Below are 15,205 nucleotides of genomic sequence, written 5' to 3'. Positions count from 1 at the left end.
ACACGATCGACCCGCTCACCGCGAAGCAACTGTTCCTCGACACGACCACCTTCCACCGCATCATCACCGACCCCATCACGGGTGTCGTGATCGATATGGATCGCCGCAGCTACCGGCCCACCCGCGCCCAACGCGACTGGCTGATCCTGCACCACGGCACCTGCTCCCGCGACGGATGCTCCCGCCTCGCCGTCGACGCGGACATCGACCACGACCGCCCCTGGGCCCACGGCGGGAACACGAATCTGGCCGACCTGCGACCCCTCTGCCCCCGGGACCACGTGCACCGACATCGCACCAAAGCGATCTACCGCACCAGACCCGACCACACCGTCGAAATCACCACCCCCACCGGATTCACCAGCAACCCACCCCACCCTTCTGAGCCGCACGCAGCCGCGGAACAGCACCGCAGGACAGAGTGGCGCCCCGGATCCCGCGCCAGGGTGTGCGAGCATGCGCCGTCTTCCGGGGCCAGATGCCCTGACGTTCCGGCCGCAATGCCGGATCATGAGCCACGTTGCGCGAGCGCCCGCCGCCCTTCTCGCGAGCACATACCCAGATTCCGTGGCGCCCCCGTCGGCACGCCGAGCGAGATCAGCCGCTCCTGGGGCTCGCCACGGCACCATCTGGCTGTCAGCCGATCGACAACACGAACCCGTCGCCGTCCGGCACCACCGTGACCTGCGTCAGATCGTCGACGTGGAAGTCGGGCTCGTAGCCCGCTGCGTGCGGTCCGACTCCGATGACGCGCATCCCGGCGGCCTTGCCGGCCTGCACACCGGCTGCGGAGTCCTCGAACACCACGCAGTCCGCAGCATCCGCGCCGAGCAGGCTCGCACCCAACAGGAAGCCCTCCGGATGCGGCTTCGATGCGGAGACGCTCTCGGCGGTTACGAAGATCGGCGGCACGCTCAGCGCCGCCGCGGTCATCCGCGCCGTCATCAGAGGTACGTTCGCCGAGGTCACGATCGCATGGGGGAAGGACCGCAGGGCCTCGAGGAACACTCCGGCGCCGGGGATCTCGACGACGCCGTCGACGTCCTCGGCCTCTGTGGCGAGCATGACCTCGTTCTCGCGCAGATTGATCGCGTGATCCCGCTCCGGCAGCATGATCGCCATGCTCTGATGCCCCTGCCGCCCGTGCACGACCTCGAGCACTCGGGAGGGCGCGATGCCGTGCGGTCGTGCCCACTCCACCCACAGCCGCTCGACCACCGCCGTCGAATCGACGAGCGTCCCGTCCATGTCGAGGAGGACGGCGCGCGCGGGGACGATCTCAGGCATGCCCTTCAGCGTACCCGCGACGCCTGCGCGCCCCGGGCCTTCCGCGCCCCTCCTAGGATGTGGAGCGGAGGTCGACCAGATGAGAGCACTCGGCGAACGCATCCTGCAGACTCTGCGCCAGCTCCGCGGACCCGACACCGCACCGTCCGTCTTCGAGACCACGGCCCTGATCGTCGGGACGCTGTTCCTCCTCATCGGTTTCGCGATCGCGTTCCCTGTGTTCTTCGGGCATGAGCTGTCGATCAGCGGTACCGGCTCGATCGGCGCTGCGGCCGCGTATGGCGGCGCGATCACGGCGGTCCTGTCCTTCGCGCTCGGGCGCTTCCTCATGCGTCCGGAGATCGACAGCCCCGACGTACCCCGCGACGGCTTCGCCGTACCCGGAGACCGACTGCGCTGGTACGACCTCGCCGCGATCGCCTTCGCGCACGCTGCGATCGCCTACCTCGGCTGGTCGGGGATCTCGAAGCTGCTCGAACTCAGCTTCGTCGGTGCCCCCGTCTTCGCCTTCCCCGGGGCGATACTCGTCGCGGTGGCCATCGCACTCACTGCCTACGTGTGCTTCCTCAGCGCCGCGGCGCTCACCCCGATGTCGCTCTCGCTCGTGCTCGCGGTGTTCCTCGTGGTCGGCGCCTTCGCAGCGATGCTCGCGTCGAGCGATCCGCACTGGTGGCGCGACAATCTGTCGGCCCTGGGGATGAGCACCAACAACGGCTCGATCGCCTTCAACGTCACGCTGATCATCGCCGGCGTCATGGTGACCACCATCTCCCGCTACGCGACGGCGGGCCTGCCGGTCGACGACGAACACGACCGCCGGGGCCGCACGCTCGTGCGCGCCGGTCTCATCCTGATGGGACTGTTCCTCGCCTGCGTCGGCATCTTCCCGGTCGATGAGTTCTTCGTCATCCACAACACCGTCGCCACCGGCATGGCGGTCGTCTATGCGGTCGTCGTGGTCGGATTGCCGTGGTTCCTGCGCGGCGTCCCTCAGGTGTTCGTCCTGTTCGGCTGGGCCTATGTCGTCGTGATCGTCGTGCTGGCGGTACTGTTCGCCGTCGGCTACTACAACCTCACCGCGGTCGAGCTCATCGCCGCGATCCTCATCTTCAGTTGGATCATCGTGTTCCTCCGCACCGCGGGATCGGTCCGCACCGCCTCTCGCACGGCGCAGGCAGCCACGACGTCGAGAGTAGGGTGATCGGATGCCTGTCGCCCTGCTCACCGGTGCCGCCCGTGCGAACAGCATCGCCGCCGGCATCGCGCCCCGCCTTCGCGCCGGCGGCTGGACCGTCGTCACCAGCGACCTCGCCGACGCCGACATCGTCGCGGACCTCTCCGAGCCCGACGCGCCGGATGCTCTCGTCGCCGAAGCGACCAGACGGCACGGTCCACTCGAGGCGCTGATCCTCAGCCACGCGCACGACGTCGAGTCCGGCATCCTCGACACGACAGCCGAGAGCTTCGACCGGCACATGGCCGTGAACGCTCGCGCCAGCCTTCTGCTGATCGCGGCGTTCGCCCGCCAGGCGACGTCCGGCGGGGCGATCGTGGCGCTGACCAGCGATCACGTCACGGGGAACCTTCCCTATGGGGCGTCCAAGGGTGCTCTCGACCGCCTGGTCATCTCGGCGGCACGCGAACTCGGGCCCCTCGGCATCTCCGCCAACGTCCTGAACCCCGGGCCGGTCGACACGGGTTGGATGGACGACGGCATCCGGACCGCCCTCGGCGAGGCCACACCACTGGGGCGATTGGGCACACCCCGCGATATCTCCGCGGTCGTCGCCTTCCTCCTCTCCGAAGAGGGAAGGTGGGTCTCGGGCCAGCTGCTCAAGAGCGACGGCGCCTTCTCGGCCGAGTTCTGACTCGCGCGTCTCGCGCCCAGGGAGCGCGAGCGGGCAGGATGAACCCATGACGACCAGCACTCTGCTCTCCGAGCGCCTGCGATCCCATCGCCTGACCGCGTCGACGCGCACGGTCGTCGACGCGGCGCGGCACATGCTCGCCGTGCCGGCGCAGGACTTCGTCGCGGGGCGATGGGCGCTCGGCATCCGATCGACCGGCTCGCCGACGCTCTCGACGGTCGACCGCGCCTTCGCGACCGGCGCTCTCGTGCGCTCCTGGACCATGCGCGGGACGCTCCACATCATCCCGGCGGCCGATCTGCGCTGGGTCCTCTCGGTCACCGCCGATCGCCAGCGCCGTCAGGCCGCCGGTCGCCAACGCCAGCTGGGCGTCGACGACGAGATGCTCGGCCGGGTCGCGCGATCGATCGCGCCGCGGCTCGCCGACGGCGGCCGCACTCGTGCGCAGCTGTTCGACGACATCGCGGCTCTCGGCATCGATCCCTCCGGGCAGCGCGGCGTGCACATCCTCGGAGCGCTGTGCCTCGACGGCATCCTCGTCCAGGGGCCCGTCGTGCCCCGGGCCGGGGCTGTCTCCCGCGAACAGCTCTTCGTGGCGGCGGCCAACCACATCACGGAAGACGTGACACCGGAGGATCCGCTCGGCGAGCTCTTCGTCCGCTACATCGACGGTCACGGACCCGCCGGCGTCGCCGACTTCGCCTGGTGGTCGGGCCTGGCACTGGGCGTCGCCCGCCAGGCCCTCGAGCGTGCCCGGCACCGCATCGCCGAGTTCGACGACGACCTCTTCGTGTCCGCCGCGCGTCCTCGCCGGAGTCCGGGCGCGAGCGACGAGCGGATGCTGGCGCTGCCGATGTTCGACGAGTACTACATCTCCTACGCAGACCGCTCGCCGGTGGCGGATGCCGAGGCGAGGGCGAGCATCGGACCGGGCCGCAACGGCATGGTCAGAGCGAGCCTGGTGTCTGCGGGCCGGATCGTCGGAGCCTGGACGCACTCGGCAGCCGTGCACCGGCACGAGGACGCGCCGGTGGGCGAGCTCTTCGAGGTCGCGGACGACGACCGCGTCGCCCAAGCCCTGCGCCGGTACGGCGACTTCGTCAGCGCCTGACCCTCCGCGTCACTCGTCGGCGTGACGGCCGAGGAAGTTGTAGACCTCGTTGTCGTCGACCCCGGGGAACGCGCCGCGGGGGAGCGGCGAGAACATGTGCGTGTGCACGCGGGCGCTCGGCCACGCCCGACCGCTCCACCGCTCGGCGAGCTCCGCCGGCGGACGCCGACAGCACGCCTCGTCCGGGCACGTCGACACCGCGCGATCGGCGGTCTCGCGCCCGCGCCACCAGCGCGCGTCGTCGAACGGCACGCCCACCGTGATCGAGAACTCCCCGTCGCCGGATGAGCCGGTCTGCGTCGAGCACCAGAAGGTGCCCGAAGGGGTGTCGGTGTACTGGTGGTGCTCGGTCGTGCGGTTCTGCTGGGTGAAGGCGCCACGGGCCTGGAACTTGCGGCACACCCGCTGACCCTCCACAGCACCGGTCACATCCATGGGCAGGGGGAGGTCGTCGTTCTCGTAGACCCGCGTGATCGCGCCAGTCTCATCGACCCGCAGGAAGTGCAGTGACATGCCGAGGTGCTCGGTCAGCAGGTTCGTCATGCGCATCCCCGCGGCCTCGTGCGTGACGCCGAACGCGTCGCGGAAGTCCTCGACTGCGAGGTTGCGGTCCTTCTTCGCCTGCTGCAGGAAGGCGATGGCCGCGGTCTCGGGCATCAGGCAGGCCGCCGCGAAGTAGTTGATCTCGAGCCGCTGCTGCAGGAAGTCGGCGTAGTCGGTGGGCTGCGTGTGGCCGAGCAGCCGATGCGCCATCGCCTGCAGCGCCATCGAGCGCAGACCGTGCCCGCCGGGGATGGAAGCCGGCGGGAGGTAGATGCGGCCGTTCTCCAGATCGGTGACCGACCGGGTCGAGTGCGGCAGATCGTTGACGTAGATCAGCTCGAAGCCCAGCTTCTCGGCCATGATGCTCACGGTGCGGTGGGTGAGCGCCCCCTGCACGTGTCCTGCGGCGCGCAGGTGCTTCTCGGCGAGCTTCTCGATGTCGCCGAGGTAGTTGTTCTGCGCGCGCATCCGCAATCGCAGTTCGGTGTTCGCCCTGCGGGCCTCTTCGGGCGTCGCGATCGCCTCGCGCTCCCGGCGCTGGAGCTCGCGGTGCAGACCCAGGACCGACTCGATGGTGTCATCGCTCATGCCCTTCGTCACCCGCACGGGCGCGATCCCCAGCTGGCGGAACACCGGACTCTCCTGCGCGCGCTCGAGCTCGATCTCGAGGGCCGCGCGACGGTTCGGCGGCTCTCCGGAGATGAGGTCGGTCACCTCGGTGCGCGTCGCGTGCGCGATCGCCTGCAACAGCGAGAGCTTCGGCTCGCGTTTGCCGTTCTCGATCAGGCTCAGCTGCGAACCCGCGACGCCGACGAGCGCGCCCAGCTCGTCGAGCGTGAACCCGTTCTCAAGGCGGTGATGACGGATGCGGTGGCCGAGAGTCGTGAGATGGATGCCGGAGGTCGCCATTCCTTGATCATATCGATAAGAATCACCGTTCTTTACGAGTGATATCTCGATAAGTCTCTCGAAAGACGGAAGAAGATGAATGTACCGGCCTCACTTCAAAGGAGTAGCAGTCATGGCGATCGCCGAAGTCTTCACCCCCCGCGCAGCATCCGTCACCCCCGTGCGCACGTTCGGAGCGGCGCCGACCTACGACACCCCCGCGATGGCCGAGCTGGCTGCATGGGTCGACGGCGTCGCAGCGCTGACGAAGCCCGACCGTGTGCACTGGGTCGACGGCTCGCGCGCCGAGAACGACTGGCTGCTGCGCGGCCTGGTCGCCGAGGGCAAGCTCATCAAGCTCAATCCCGAATGGCGCCCTGGTTCCTACCTCGCCCGCTCGCACCCCAGCGACGTGGCGCGCACCGAGGGGCGCACCTTCATCGCCTCCGCGCGCGAGGAGGATGCCGGTCCCACGAACAACTGGGCGGACCCCGCGCTCATGCGCGAGAAGACGACCGGCCTCTTCGAGGGGTCCATGCGAGGACGCACGATGTTCGTCGTGCCGTTCTCGATGGGCCGTGTCGGCGGACCCCTCTCGCACATCGGGGTGCAGATCACCGACAGCGCCTACGCGGTCGCGTCGATCGGCATCATGACCCGTGTGGGCGACGCGGTGACCCGCGAGATCGCCAACGGCGCGGACTGGGTCAAGACCCTGCATTCCGTCGGAGCCCCGTTGGTCGACGGCGCCGCCGACGTCGAATGGCCGTGCAACGACGAGAAGTACATCGTCCACTACCCCGACGACCTCGAGGTGCACTCCTTCGGATCGGGTTACGGCGGCAACGCTATCCTGGCGAAGAAGTGCTTCGCGCTGCGCATCGCCTCGGTGATCGCGCGTGATCAGGGCTGGCTGGCCGAGCACATGCTCCTCATCCGCGTGATCGACCCGCAGGGTCGCGCCTTCCACGTGGCCGCGGCCTTTCCGTCGGCGTGCGGCAAGACGAACCTCGCCATGCTGCGCCCCACGATTCCGGGCTGGCGCGTCGAGACCCTGGGCGACGACATCGCCTGGATCCGCCCCGGCGAGGACGGGCGCCTCTGGGCGATCAATCCCGAGGCGGGCTTCTTCGGTGTCGCGCCGGGCACGGGGGAGTCGACCAACGTCACCGCGGTCGAGACGCTGTGGGGCAACACGATCTTCACGAACGTCGCGCTGCGTCCGGACGGCGACGTGTGGTGGGAGGGCCTCACGGACGAAGCGCCGGCGAACCTCATCGACTGGGAGGGCAAGCCCTGGACGCCCGACTCCGGCCGTCCGGCAGCGCACCCGAACTCCCGCTTCACGGTGTCCGCCGCGCAGTGCCCGCAGATCTCCGACGACTGGGAGTCCGCCGTCCCCCTCGACGTGATCCTGTTCGGCGGTCGCCGCGCGAGCAACGTCCCCCTCGTCGTCGAGGCGACGGACTGGACGCACGGCGTATTCCTCGGCTCGAACATCTCCTCGGAGCGCACGGCCGCCGCCGAGGGCACGCTCGGTGAACTGCGCCGCGACCCGTTCGCCATGCTGCCGTTCTGCGGGTACAACATGGCCGACTACTTCGGACACTGGCTGAAGGTCGGCCGTGGCCTGCGGTTCGATCGCGCCCCGCGCATCTTCCAGGTCAACTGGTTCCGTCGCGGCGCGGACGGCCGCTTCCTCTGGCCCGGCTTCGGTGACAACTCGCGAGTGGTCGACTGGATCATCCGTCGGATCTCGGGAGAGGTCGACGCCGTCGACAGCCCGATCGGTCGTCTGCCGCGCACGACGGATCTGAACCTCGACGGTCTCGACCTTCCGGATGCCGACCTCGAGGAGCTCTTCTCGGTCGACGCTGACGCCTGGCGGACCGAGGCGGATCTCACGGAGGAGTTCTACGACACCTTCGGCGACCGCATCCCCGCAGCCCTGCGCGCCGAGCTCGCCTCGCTGCGCTACCGGCTCGACCGGAACGAGCACGGGGTCGCGGCGGCGCCCCGCGCCTGACGAGACCGGGCGCCGGTTCGGGGGAGCCGGCGCCCCAGCTGGACCCGCGACGGCGGGATGACGGAGACGAACCCATGGCTGAGTGGTCTCCGGCATCCCGCCGTCGCGTTCGCGACATCCGAGGTGAGGGGGACCGTGCGGACGTTTCGTCTCGCTGCGCTCGCTCAACGAGCGGGGGTGCTTCGGTCGTTGAGCGAGGAGCGCAGCGACGAGACGAAACGCGTCGTGCGGTGAGGGCGTTTCGTCTCGCTGCGCTCGCTCAACGAGCGGGGTGCTTCGGTCGTTGAGCGAGGAGCGCAGCGACGAGACGAAACGCCCGGATGTCGGATGCCGTGTCTACCGTGTCGCTATGGCATACGTGTACATCCTCGAGTGCTCCGACGGCACGCTCTACGTGGGGAGCACGCGAGACCTCGGACGTCGATTGGACCAGCATCAGGTCGGGCTGGGCAGTGCGTACACTCGTCGCCGGCTTCCCGTGAGGCTGCTGTGGAGGGAGGAGTTCGCGCGCATCGATGAAGCCTTCGCGTGGGAGAAGCGGATCCAGGGATGGAGCCACGCGAAGCGGCTCGCCTTCATCGAGAGTGGGCTGGATGCGGTCAAAGGATGGAGCGCACGCACGCGACGTCCGGGGTGAGGGGGACCGTGAGGGCGTTTCGTCTCGCTGCGCTCTCTCAACGAGCGGGGGCGTTTCGTTCGTTGAGCGAGGAGCGCAGCGACGAGACGAAACGTGTGGAGGGCCCGGACGTTTCGTCTCGCTGCGCTCGCTCAACGAGCGGGGTGCTTCGGTCGTTGAGCGAGGAGCGCAGCGACGAGACGAAACGCGTCAGGCTCACGCCAGCAGCTGGTGCCTCGCCAGGTCGCGGTACAGAGGCGTGCTCTCCACGAGCTCGGCGTGCGTGCCCTGCCCCACGACCTCGCCGTTCTGCAGCACGACGATGAGATCGCTGTCGACCACGGTCGACAGCCGGTGGGCGATGACCACCAGCGTGCGATCGGTCGCGACGGCGTCGATCGCCTCGCGCATGCGCTGCTCGTTGACGCCGTCCAGTGACGAGGTCGACTCATCCAGCAGCAGAATCGGCGCCTCGGTGAGCAGCGCTCGCGCGATCGCGAGGCGCTGGCGCTCGCCGCCGGACAGCATGACCCCGTCCTCGCCGACGGGTGCCTGAAGTCCGAGCGCCGACCGTTCGAGCACGTCGCCGAGGTTCACGGCGCGGAGGACCCGTTCGCAGTCGGCATCCGTCGCCTCAGGGGCCGCGAGCCGCAGGTTGTCGGCGAGCGTGCCGGCGAGAGTGGGCGCATCCTGCTCCACGTAGCCGAACAGCGCGCGCAGCTCGTCGCGGGGATAGGTGCGTGCATCGTGCCCGTTCACCCGGATGGATCCGCCGGTCGGGTCGTAGAACCGCTCGACCAGGGAGAGGATCGTGCTCTTCCCGGCGCCGCTGGGGCCGACGAGCGCGACCCGGGATCCCCTCGGCACAGCGAAGGACACGCCGCGCAGCACATCGCGGGCCTCGGTGGCAGGCGCTGACGGCGCCTGATCGAGGTGGGCATCGGCCAACAGTGCCCGTGCCTCCGTGGTGGCCTTCTCCCGCGCTGCCACGACGTTGTCGGGGTAGCGGAAGCGCACGTCGCGGAACTCGAGCGCCGGGCTGTGCGCGTCGTCGTCGGAGCGGGGGAGCGATGCGGCGACGGCGGCGTCGGACTGCGTCTCGGTGGGGAGGTCCAGGACCTCCTGGATGCGTCCGAGCGCGCCGAGGGCCTGATTGACCGAGGTGATGGCTCCGAACGTCGACGCGAGCGGCATCACCAGCATGAACAGGAACATGATGAAGGTGATCAGCGACGCGATGCTGATCGCGCCGTCGGCGACGCGGAATCCGCCGACCCCGAGCACGACGATGAGCGACAGCTGCAGGGCGATGCCGGCGATCGGGACGACGAGCGACGACACCTTCGCGATCCGCACGCCGATCCCGTAGGCCTCCTCGGCGAGCACCGAGACCGACGCCGTCTCCCGGTCGGTCGCGCCCGAGGCGCGCACCGTGCGGATGGAGCCGACGGCGCGCTCCACTCCGGAGGCGAGCTCGCCGACCTTGATCTGCTGCGCGGTCGAGGCGGTGCGGATGTGGCCGCTGAGGGCGACGACCACGACGACCGAGGTGCCGATCACGACCACGATGAGCAGCAGGAGGACGGGGTCGATCACGAGCATGGCGATCAGGGCGCCGAGGAACAGGATCGCGTTGCCGACGGCATCCGCCAATCCCTGCGTGAGCACCGCATACAGCAGCGTCGTGTCGGTGCCGACCCGCGAGACGAGGTCTCCGGTGCGACGTGCATCGAACTCGCTGATCGGCAGGTGCAGGATCCGCGCGATGAGCTGGCGTCGGCTCGAGCGCACGACGGCCGTGCCCGTGCGCTGCAGGAGATAGTGCTGGTAGCCCGAGATGATCGACGACACGATCACGAAGCCCACCAGCAGCCAGACGAGGATGCCGGGTCCGGCGTCGCTCTGTACGGCCTCGATGACCTGGCCGACGAGCAGCGGCTGCGCGAGCGAGGTCGCCGCGCCGAAGACGCTGAGCACGGCGACGACGATCAGCGTGCGCTTGTGCTCGAACAGGAAGGGGAGGAGCTGGCGGAACGTGGCGCGCGGGCCGTCCTGCTGCGCGCCGCGTCCACGCCGACGATCGGTCGCCGTGCGGGACATGCGGAACCTCGTTCTGAGAAGGGGATGCTTCGACCGTACTTCGTGTCGACGCGGATTCTGTGGGTGGGCTGTGTGCGGATCACCTGCGGCCGAAACGACGATGGACCGCCTGCTTCGAGACGCCCAGAGCGCTGGCGATGGCCTGCCACGAATACCCCAGATTACGCGCCCTGCGCACCTGAGCCTCTTCGCTGCGGGCGATCTCCTGCCGGAGACCGGCGAGACGATGCAGTTCGGCGAGGGGTTCGTCGCCGGATTCGCCGATGGCTGTCGCGTTCATGTGCTTCCTCCGATACCGATCCGATGTCGTCAATTCTTGTTGACGCTTTACGCTTTGTCAACATGAGTTGACGGTCAGGTTGCGAGAGACTGGACGGATGCTGTCGACATCCAAGCTCCGGCCCGGCGACCGTGTCGCGGTGCTGTCTCCGGCCTTCGCCGCCCCCGCCGTGGCTCCCGAACTGCACGAGCAGGCGCTGCAGCGGCTGCGGGATCTCACCGGACTCATCCCCGTCGAGTTCCCGACGACCCGGCTGCTCGGTGCGAGCCCGGAAGCGCGAGCGGCCGACGTGAATGCCGCCTTCGCCGATCCGAGCATCCGCGCGATCCTCGCGACGATCGGGGGAGACGACCAGATACGCGTCGTTCCCCACCTCGATGCGGCCGCGGCGCTCGCGGACCCCAAGCCGTTCATCGGCTACAGCGACAACACCAACATCCTCAACTGGCTCTGGAGTCTGGGAATCCGCGGCTACTACGGCGGTTCCACGGCCGTGCACCTCGGACCGGGGCCGGCCGTCGACGACGTGCACCTGCGCTCGCTGCGGGCGCTCCTGCTCGACGGCGGCACCCTCGAGATCACAGAACCGGGCGAGTCGGAGGACGTCGGCCGCCGCTGGACCGACCCGCGAGCGCTCACGGAGTTCGGCGACAGGACGCCGACGGAGGAGTGGACGTGGGCGGGACCCGCGCGACGCGTCGACGGCGTCACCTGGGGCGGGTGCCTTGAATCGATCGACGGCCTCGGTTTCCTCGGGCGGTTGCCGGACACGGATCGACTCGAGGGCGGCATCCTGCTTCTCGAGACGAGTGAGGAGCGCCCATCGGCGAGCTGGGTCGCGCGCTGGTTGCGCTACCTGGGGGAGCGCGGTGTGCTGGCCGCCGTCGACGGCGTGATCGTCGCTCGTCCACCGGTGAGCGACTTCGACGTCCGCCCGTCACCGGATGAGGCGGATGCGCTGCGCGCCGCGCAGCGCGATGCCGCCATCGAGACGATCACGCGGTACAACCCGGATGCCGTCGTCTGCGTCGGCGTGCCGTTCGGGCACACCCGCCCGCAGTGGATCCTGCCGTACGGCGGGCGCATGACGCTGGACGGTCGCACCCGCACGGTGACCGCCGAGTACTGAGCACAAGTGAGAAGAGCCGCACCCCCGAAGGGATGCGGCTCTTCTCCTATGTGGTCGTTCTCATGCCTTTGCGGCGACTCCGAGGTCGGCGTCGTAGTCGTGGTCCTTCGTCTCCGGAGTCCAGATGAGGGCGAGGAACGTCAGCACGCCCATCGACGACAGGTAGAGGCCCACGAGCCACGGCTCGCCGCCGACGGCCGCCCACAGGGCCACCGCGATGAACGGCGCCACGGCGGCGCCGAGGATCGACGACACGTTGTACGCGATCGCCGAGCCGGAGTAGCGGACGTTCGTGGGGAACAGCTCGGGGAGCAGAGCGCCCATCGGGCCGAAGGTCGTTCCCATCAGCATGAATCCGAAGACGAGGAACGCCTGCGTGAGAGCGCCGGTGAACTTCGGGTCGGCCGCCGGCAGGAGGAAGACGTTGAACGACAGGCCGAAGACGATGATCAGTCCGGTGACCCACAGCAGCAGCTTGCGGCGGCCGATCGAATCGGCGATCGGGCCCGACAGCAGCGTGAAGATGCCGAAGAACACCACGCCGATGATCTGCATGAGCACGAAGTCGGTGTACCCGAACCCGAGTCCGGGGTAGAACTGCTCGGCGAACGCGGCGGGGTCGAACGCCTTGCCGGCTGCCTCGGCGGCGGCCTGCGCCGCGGCGGACGCCGTCTCGAGCTCTGCGGCCTTCGTGCCGTACGTGAGCGTGAAGTTCGTCATCAGATAGAACAGCACGTAGGTCGCCAGCATGATGAAAGTGCCGAGGATCAGCTGCTTCCAGTGATGACGGAACACGGTCGCGAGCGGGAGCTTGCGGATCGCACCCTTCTGCTCGGCCTTCTTGAACGTGTCGGATTCGACGAGGCGCAGACGCACCCACAGGCCGATGATGACCATCACGGCCGAGAACAGGAACGGCACGCGCCAGCCCCACGACAGGAATGCCTCGGACTTCAGCAGCGGGTTCTCGGCGTGCGGGAGGGCCCAGTTGATGAGCAGGAAGAGGCCGTTCGCGATGATGAAGCCGAGCGGAGCGCCCAACTGCGGGAATGAGCCGTACCATGCGCGCTTGCCCTGCGGGGCGTTCTCGGTCGCGACCAGCGCGGCTCCCGACCATTCGCCGCCGAGAGCGAAGCCCTGCGCGAGACGCAGCAGGAGCAGCAGCAGCGGAGCGATCCAGTTGATCTGCTGGAAGGTCGGAAGGAGGCCGATCACGAAGGTCGCGATGCCCATCGTGAGCAGCGAGGCGACCAACGTGGCTTTGCGACCGAACTTGTCGCCGAAATGGCCGAAGACCACGGCACCGATGGGGCGGGCGACCATGGCGGCACCGAAGACGGCGAACGAGGCGAGCAGCGAAGCGGTGTCGTTGTCGCTCGGGAAGAACAGCACAGGGAAGACGAGGACGGCAGCGGTCGCGTAGACGTAGAAGTCGTAGAACTCGATCGTCGTGCCGATGAGACTGGCGGTGATGACCCGCGAACGGGGGTTCGCGGGTGCAGTGGTGGAACTCAAGGTGTTTCTCCGATCAGTGCTCCGAAGAGAGCACAGGGAATTTTACGCCTTCCTGGGCGTTCCCTGTGCGTCGAGCGCTCACTCCTCGGTGACGCCGAGCGCGAGCGCAGGCACGAACGCCGCCTCCGGTGTCAGCACCTGCTCGAGCTCGAGGACGACGAGCTCGTTCGCGCCCGCCCGCGTCGCGGGGGCCGGGACGTACAGGGTGCGCGTCGGCCCGTTGCGCCAGTATCGCCCCAGGAAGAAGCCGTTGACGAAGGCGTACCCCTTCGACCAGTTTTCTGTGTCGAGGAAGAGATCGCTCTGCTCGTCCAGGTTGAACCGCGCCGTCCAGGCCGCGGGTCCGGCCTCTGCGGTGCCGAAGGAGGCGGTGCGGGCGATCTCGGCGACGTCCAGCGGCGTCGAGTGCCACCCCGAGAGCGCGGCGCCGTCCAGCGTGACGGTGCCGACGATGCCCTTCTCCTCGCCCAGGCGGTGGTCGTAGTTCACCCGTCCCTGATCTTCGACGAGGATGCTCAGCACCGCGCCGGCGGGAATCGCGAGCGCACGATCATGCCGAGTGCGCGAGATCGTACCGACGGGTGTGCCGTCGACACTCACCCAGGCGAGATCGCGTACCTCGTCGATCAGGAGAAGGCCGCCGGCGCCGGAGGGCAGCGCGACGTCGTAGCGCACGAGTGCGCTGAGGTGCTCGAGCTCGTCGAAAGTGCGGGGCCGGTCGGCGGTGTCGCCCGTGGCGACGGCATCCGTCCACGATCCCGCGGGCGTGAGGTCGACGCGGAACGCGGGGGCCTCGGAGCGAGAGGCGGGAACCTCCTCGGGTACGGGGGCGTACTTCGCGATCACGTCGCGGAACGCGAAGAACTTCTCGGTCGGGTTCCCGGCTTCGTCGAGCGGCGCGTCATAGTCATAGGACGTCGTGATGGGCAGGTAGCGGCCCTTGTCGTTCGCGCCGTTCGTGAGTCCGAAGTTCGTGCCGCCGTGGAACATATAGATGTTCACGGATGCGCCGGCCGCCAGCAGATCGTCGAGATCGGATGCTGCGGCCGCGGTGTCGGTCGTGTGGTGCACCCCGCCCCACCAGTCGAACCAGCCGTCCCAGAACTCCGAGCACATCAGGGGACCGGTCGGCTGGTGGCGACGCAGCGTCGCGAGGCGCTCGGTGCTGCGCGAGCCGAAGGAACCGGTCTTGTGCAGCTCCGGCAGGCTGCCGTCGTCGAGCATCTGGTCCGTGGGCTGATCCACGGTCGTCAGCGGCACGGTGACCCCGGCGTCACGGGTCACGCGGATGAGCTCGCGGAGGTAGTCCTTGTCGGAACCGTAGGCGCCGTATTCGTTCTCGATCTGCACGAGCACCACAGGGCCGCCGCGGTCGATCTGGCGGGGGACGACGATCTCATACACGCGACGCAGATACTCGCTCACATCTGCGAGGTAGGCGGGTTCGGAGGAGCGGAGCTCGCGCCCGTCGCCGGTCAGCCAGACGGGCAGGCCGCCGTTGTCCCACTCGGCGCAGATGTAGGGGCCGGGGCGGACGATCGCGTCCATGCCCTCGGCGGAGACCAGGTCGAGGAACCGACCGAGGTCGTTCCATCCCGTCGAGTCCCATTCGCCTCGCCGCGGCTCGTGCGCGTTCCAGGCGACGTAGGTCTCGATCGTGTTCAACCCCATCAGGCGCGCCTTGCGGATGCGGTCTGCCCACTGATCCGGGTGCACCCGGAAGTAGTGGATGGCGCCCGCGATCACGCGGTGCGGCCGGCCATCACGGAGGAAGTCGGTGTCGCCGATGGAGAAGCTGCTCACAGTGGGGATGCTTTCGGTGAGGAGGTTTCGGGAGGGGGG

At 68.8% G+C, this 15,205-nt stretch carries 14 protein-coding genes; 7 read left to right on the top strand and 7 right to left on the bottom strand.

Annotated features, from left to right (window positions below):
• On the bottom strand, positions 1-212 hold a 212-nt coding region (locus tag ACI3KS_RS18950), incomplete at its 3' end, for a hypothetical protein (protein ID WP_404920096.1).
• On the opposite strand from ACI3KS_RS18950, the gene ACI3KS_RS18945 reads away from it, so the two are divergent.
• Positions 141-683, top strand: coding sequence for an HNH endonuclease signature motif containing protein (locus ACI3KS_RS18945; RefSeq protein ID WP_404920095.1), 543 nt, complete (start codon positions 141-143; stop codon positions 681-683). The two genes, ACI3KS_RS18950 and ACI3KS_RS18945, sit on opposite strands and share 72 nt — an antisense overlap.
• On the opposite strand, the gene ACI3KS_RS18940 is transcribed toward ACI3KS_RS18945, so the two are convergent.
• Positions 637-1,287, bottom strand: a complete 651-nt coding sequence (locus ACI3KS_RS18940; protein WP_404920094.1) for an HAD-IA family hydrolase — start codon at positions 1,285-1,287, stop codon at positions 637-639. The two genes, ACI3KS_RS18945 and ACI3KS_RS18940, sit on opposite strands and share 47 nt — an antisense overlap.
• 79 nt (positions 1,288-1,366) lie before the next feature.
• Between ACI3KS_RS18940 and ACI3KS_RS18935 the strand changes: the two genes are divergently transcribed.
• Genes ACI3KS_RS18935 through ACI3KS_RS18925 form a run of 3 tightly spaced genes read left to right on the top strand, consistent with a single transcriptional unit; the run spans position 1,367 to position 4,266 of the window.
• Positions 1,367-2,488 (top strand): DUF998 domain-containing protein, encoded by a 1,122-nt coding sequence (locus tag ACI3KS_RS18935; RefSeq protein WP_404920093.1) that lies wholly within the window; start codon positions 1,367-1,369, stop codon positions 2,486-2,488.
• 4 nt (positions 2,489-2,492) lie between these two features.
• Positions 2,493-3,155: an SDR family oxidoreductase gene (locus ACI3KS_RS18930; protein ID WP_404920092.1), complete on the top strand. Its 663-nt coding sequence runs from the start codon at positions 2,493-2,495 to the stop codon at positions 3,153-3,155.
• A gap of 46 nt (positions 3,156-3,201) precedes the next feature.
• On the top strand, positions 3,202-4,266 hold the full coding sequence (locus tag ACI3KS_RS18925) for a winged helix DNA-binding domain-containing protein (RefSeq protein ID WP_404920091.1): 1,065 nt from the start codon (positions 3,202-3,204) through the stop codon (positions 4,264-4,266).
• Positions 4,267-4,275: 9 nt separating this feature from the next.
• Here the strand turns inward: ACI3KS_RS18925 and ACI3KS_RS18920 are convergent, their stop codons facing one another.
• On the bottom strand, positions 4,276-5,718 hold the full coding sequence (locus ACI3KS_RS18920; RefSeq protein WP_404920090.1) for a helix-turn-helix domain-containing protein: 1,443 nt from the start codon (positions 5,716-5,718) through the stop codon (positions 4,276-4,278).
• Positions 5,719-5,830: 112 nt separating this feature from the next.
• Between ACI3KS_RS18920 and ACI3KS_RS18915 the strand changes: the two genes are divergently transcribed.
• Positions 5,831-7,723: a phosphoenolpyruvate carboxykinase (GTP) gene (locus ACI3KS_RS18915; RefSeq protein ID WP_404920089.1), complete on the top strand. Its 1,893-nt coding sequence runs from the start codon at positions 5,831-5,833 to the stop codon at positions 7,721-7,723.
• Between the two features lie 349 nt (positions 7,724-8,072).
• Entirely contained in the window at positions 8,073-8,360 is a 288-nt protein-coding gene (locus ACI3KS_RS18910) for a GIY-YIG nuclease family protein (protein WP_404920088.1), read from the top strand.
• Between the two features lie 195 nt (positions 8,361-8,555).
• Here the strand turns inward: ACI3KS_RS18910 and ACI3KS_RS18905 are convergent, their stop codons facing one another.
• Entirely contained in the window at positions 8,556-10,439 is a 1,884-nt protein-coding gene (locus tag ACI3KS_RS18905) for an ABC transporter ATP-binding protein (protein ID WP_404920087.1), read from the bottom strand.
• Positions 10,440-10,518: 79 nt separating this feature from the next.
• Positions 10,519-10,719 carry an AsnC family protein gene (locus ACI3KS_RS18900; RefSeq protein WP_404920086.1) on the bottom strand — a complete coding sequence of 67 codons (201 nt, stop codon included), beginning with the start codon at positions 10,717-10,719 and terminating at the stop codon, positions 10,519-10,521.
• A 97-nt stretch (positions 10,720-10,816) separates the two neighbouring features.
• Between ACI3KS_RS18900 and ACI3KS_RS18895 the strand changes: the two genes are divergently transcribed.
• Complete coding sequence (locus ACI3KS_RS18895) at positions 10,817-11,848, top strand: LD-carboxypeptidase (RefSeq protein ID WP_404920085.1); 1,032 nt, start codon at positions 10,817-10,819, stop codon at positions 11,846-11,848.
• Positions 11,849-11,908: 60 nt separating this feature from the next.
• Here ACI3KS_RS18895 and ACI3KS_RS18890 read toward each other — a convergent pair whose 3' ends face one another.
• Both ACI3KS_RS18890 and ACI3KS_RS18885 read right to left on the bottom strand, forming a co-directional pair.
• Positions 11,909-13,363 (bottom strand): MFS transporter, encoded by a 1,455-nt coding sequence (locus ACI3KS_RS18890; protein ID WP_404920084.1) that lies wholly within the window; start codon positions 13,361-13,363, stop codon positions 11,909-11,911.
• 78 nt (positions 13,364-13,441) lie between these two features.
• Positions 13,442-15,166: a glycoside hydrolase family 35 protein gene (locus tag ACI3KS_RS18885; protein WP_404920083.1), complete on the bottom strand. Its 1,725-nt coding sequence runs from the start codon at positions 15,164-15,166 to the stop codon at positions 13,442-13,444.
• Positions 15,167-15,205 lie beyond the last annotated feature (39 nt).

The sequence above is a fragment of the Microbacterium sp. ZW T5_45 genome, assembly GCF_044987415.1.
Taxonomy (GTDB): domain Bacteria; phylum Actinomycetota; class Actinomycetes; order Actinomycetales; family Microbacteriaceae; genus Microbacterium.
This window is presented reverse-complemented; position numbering and strand designations above follow the sequence as displayed.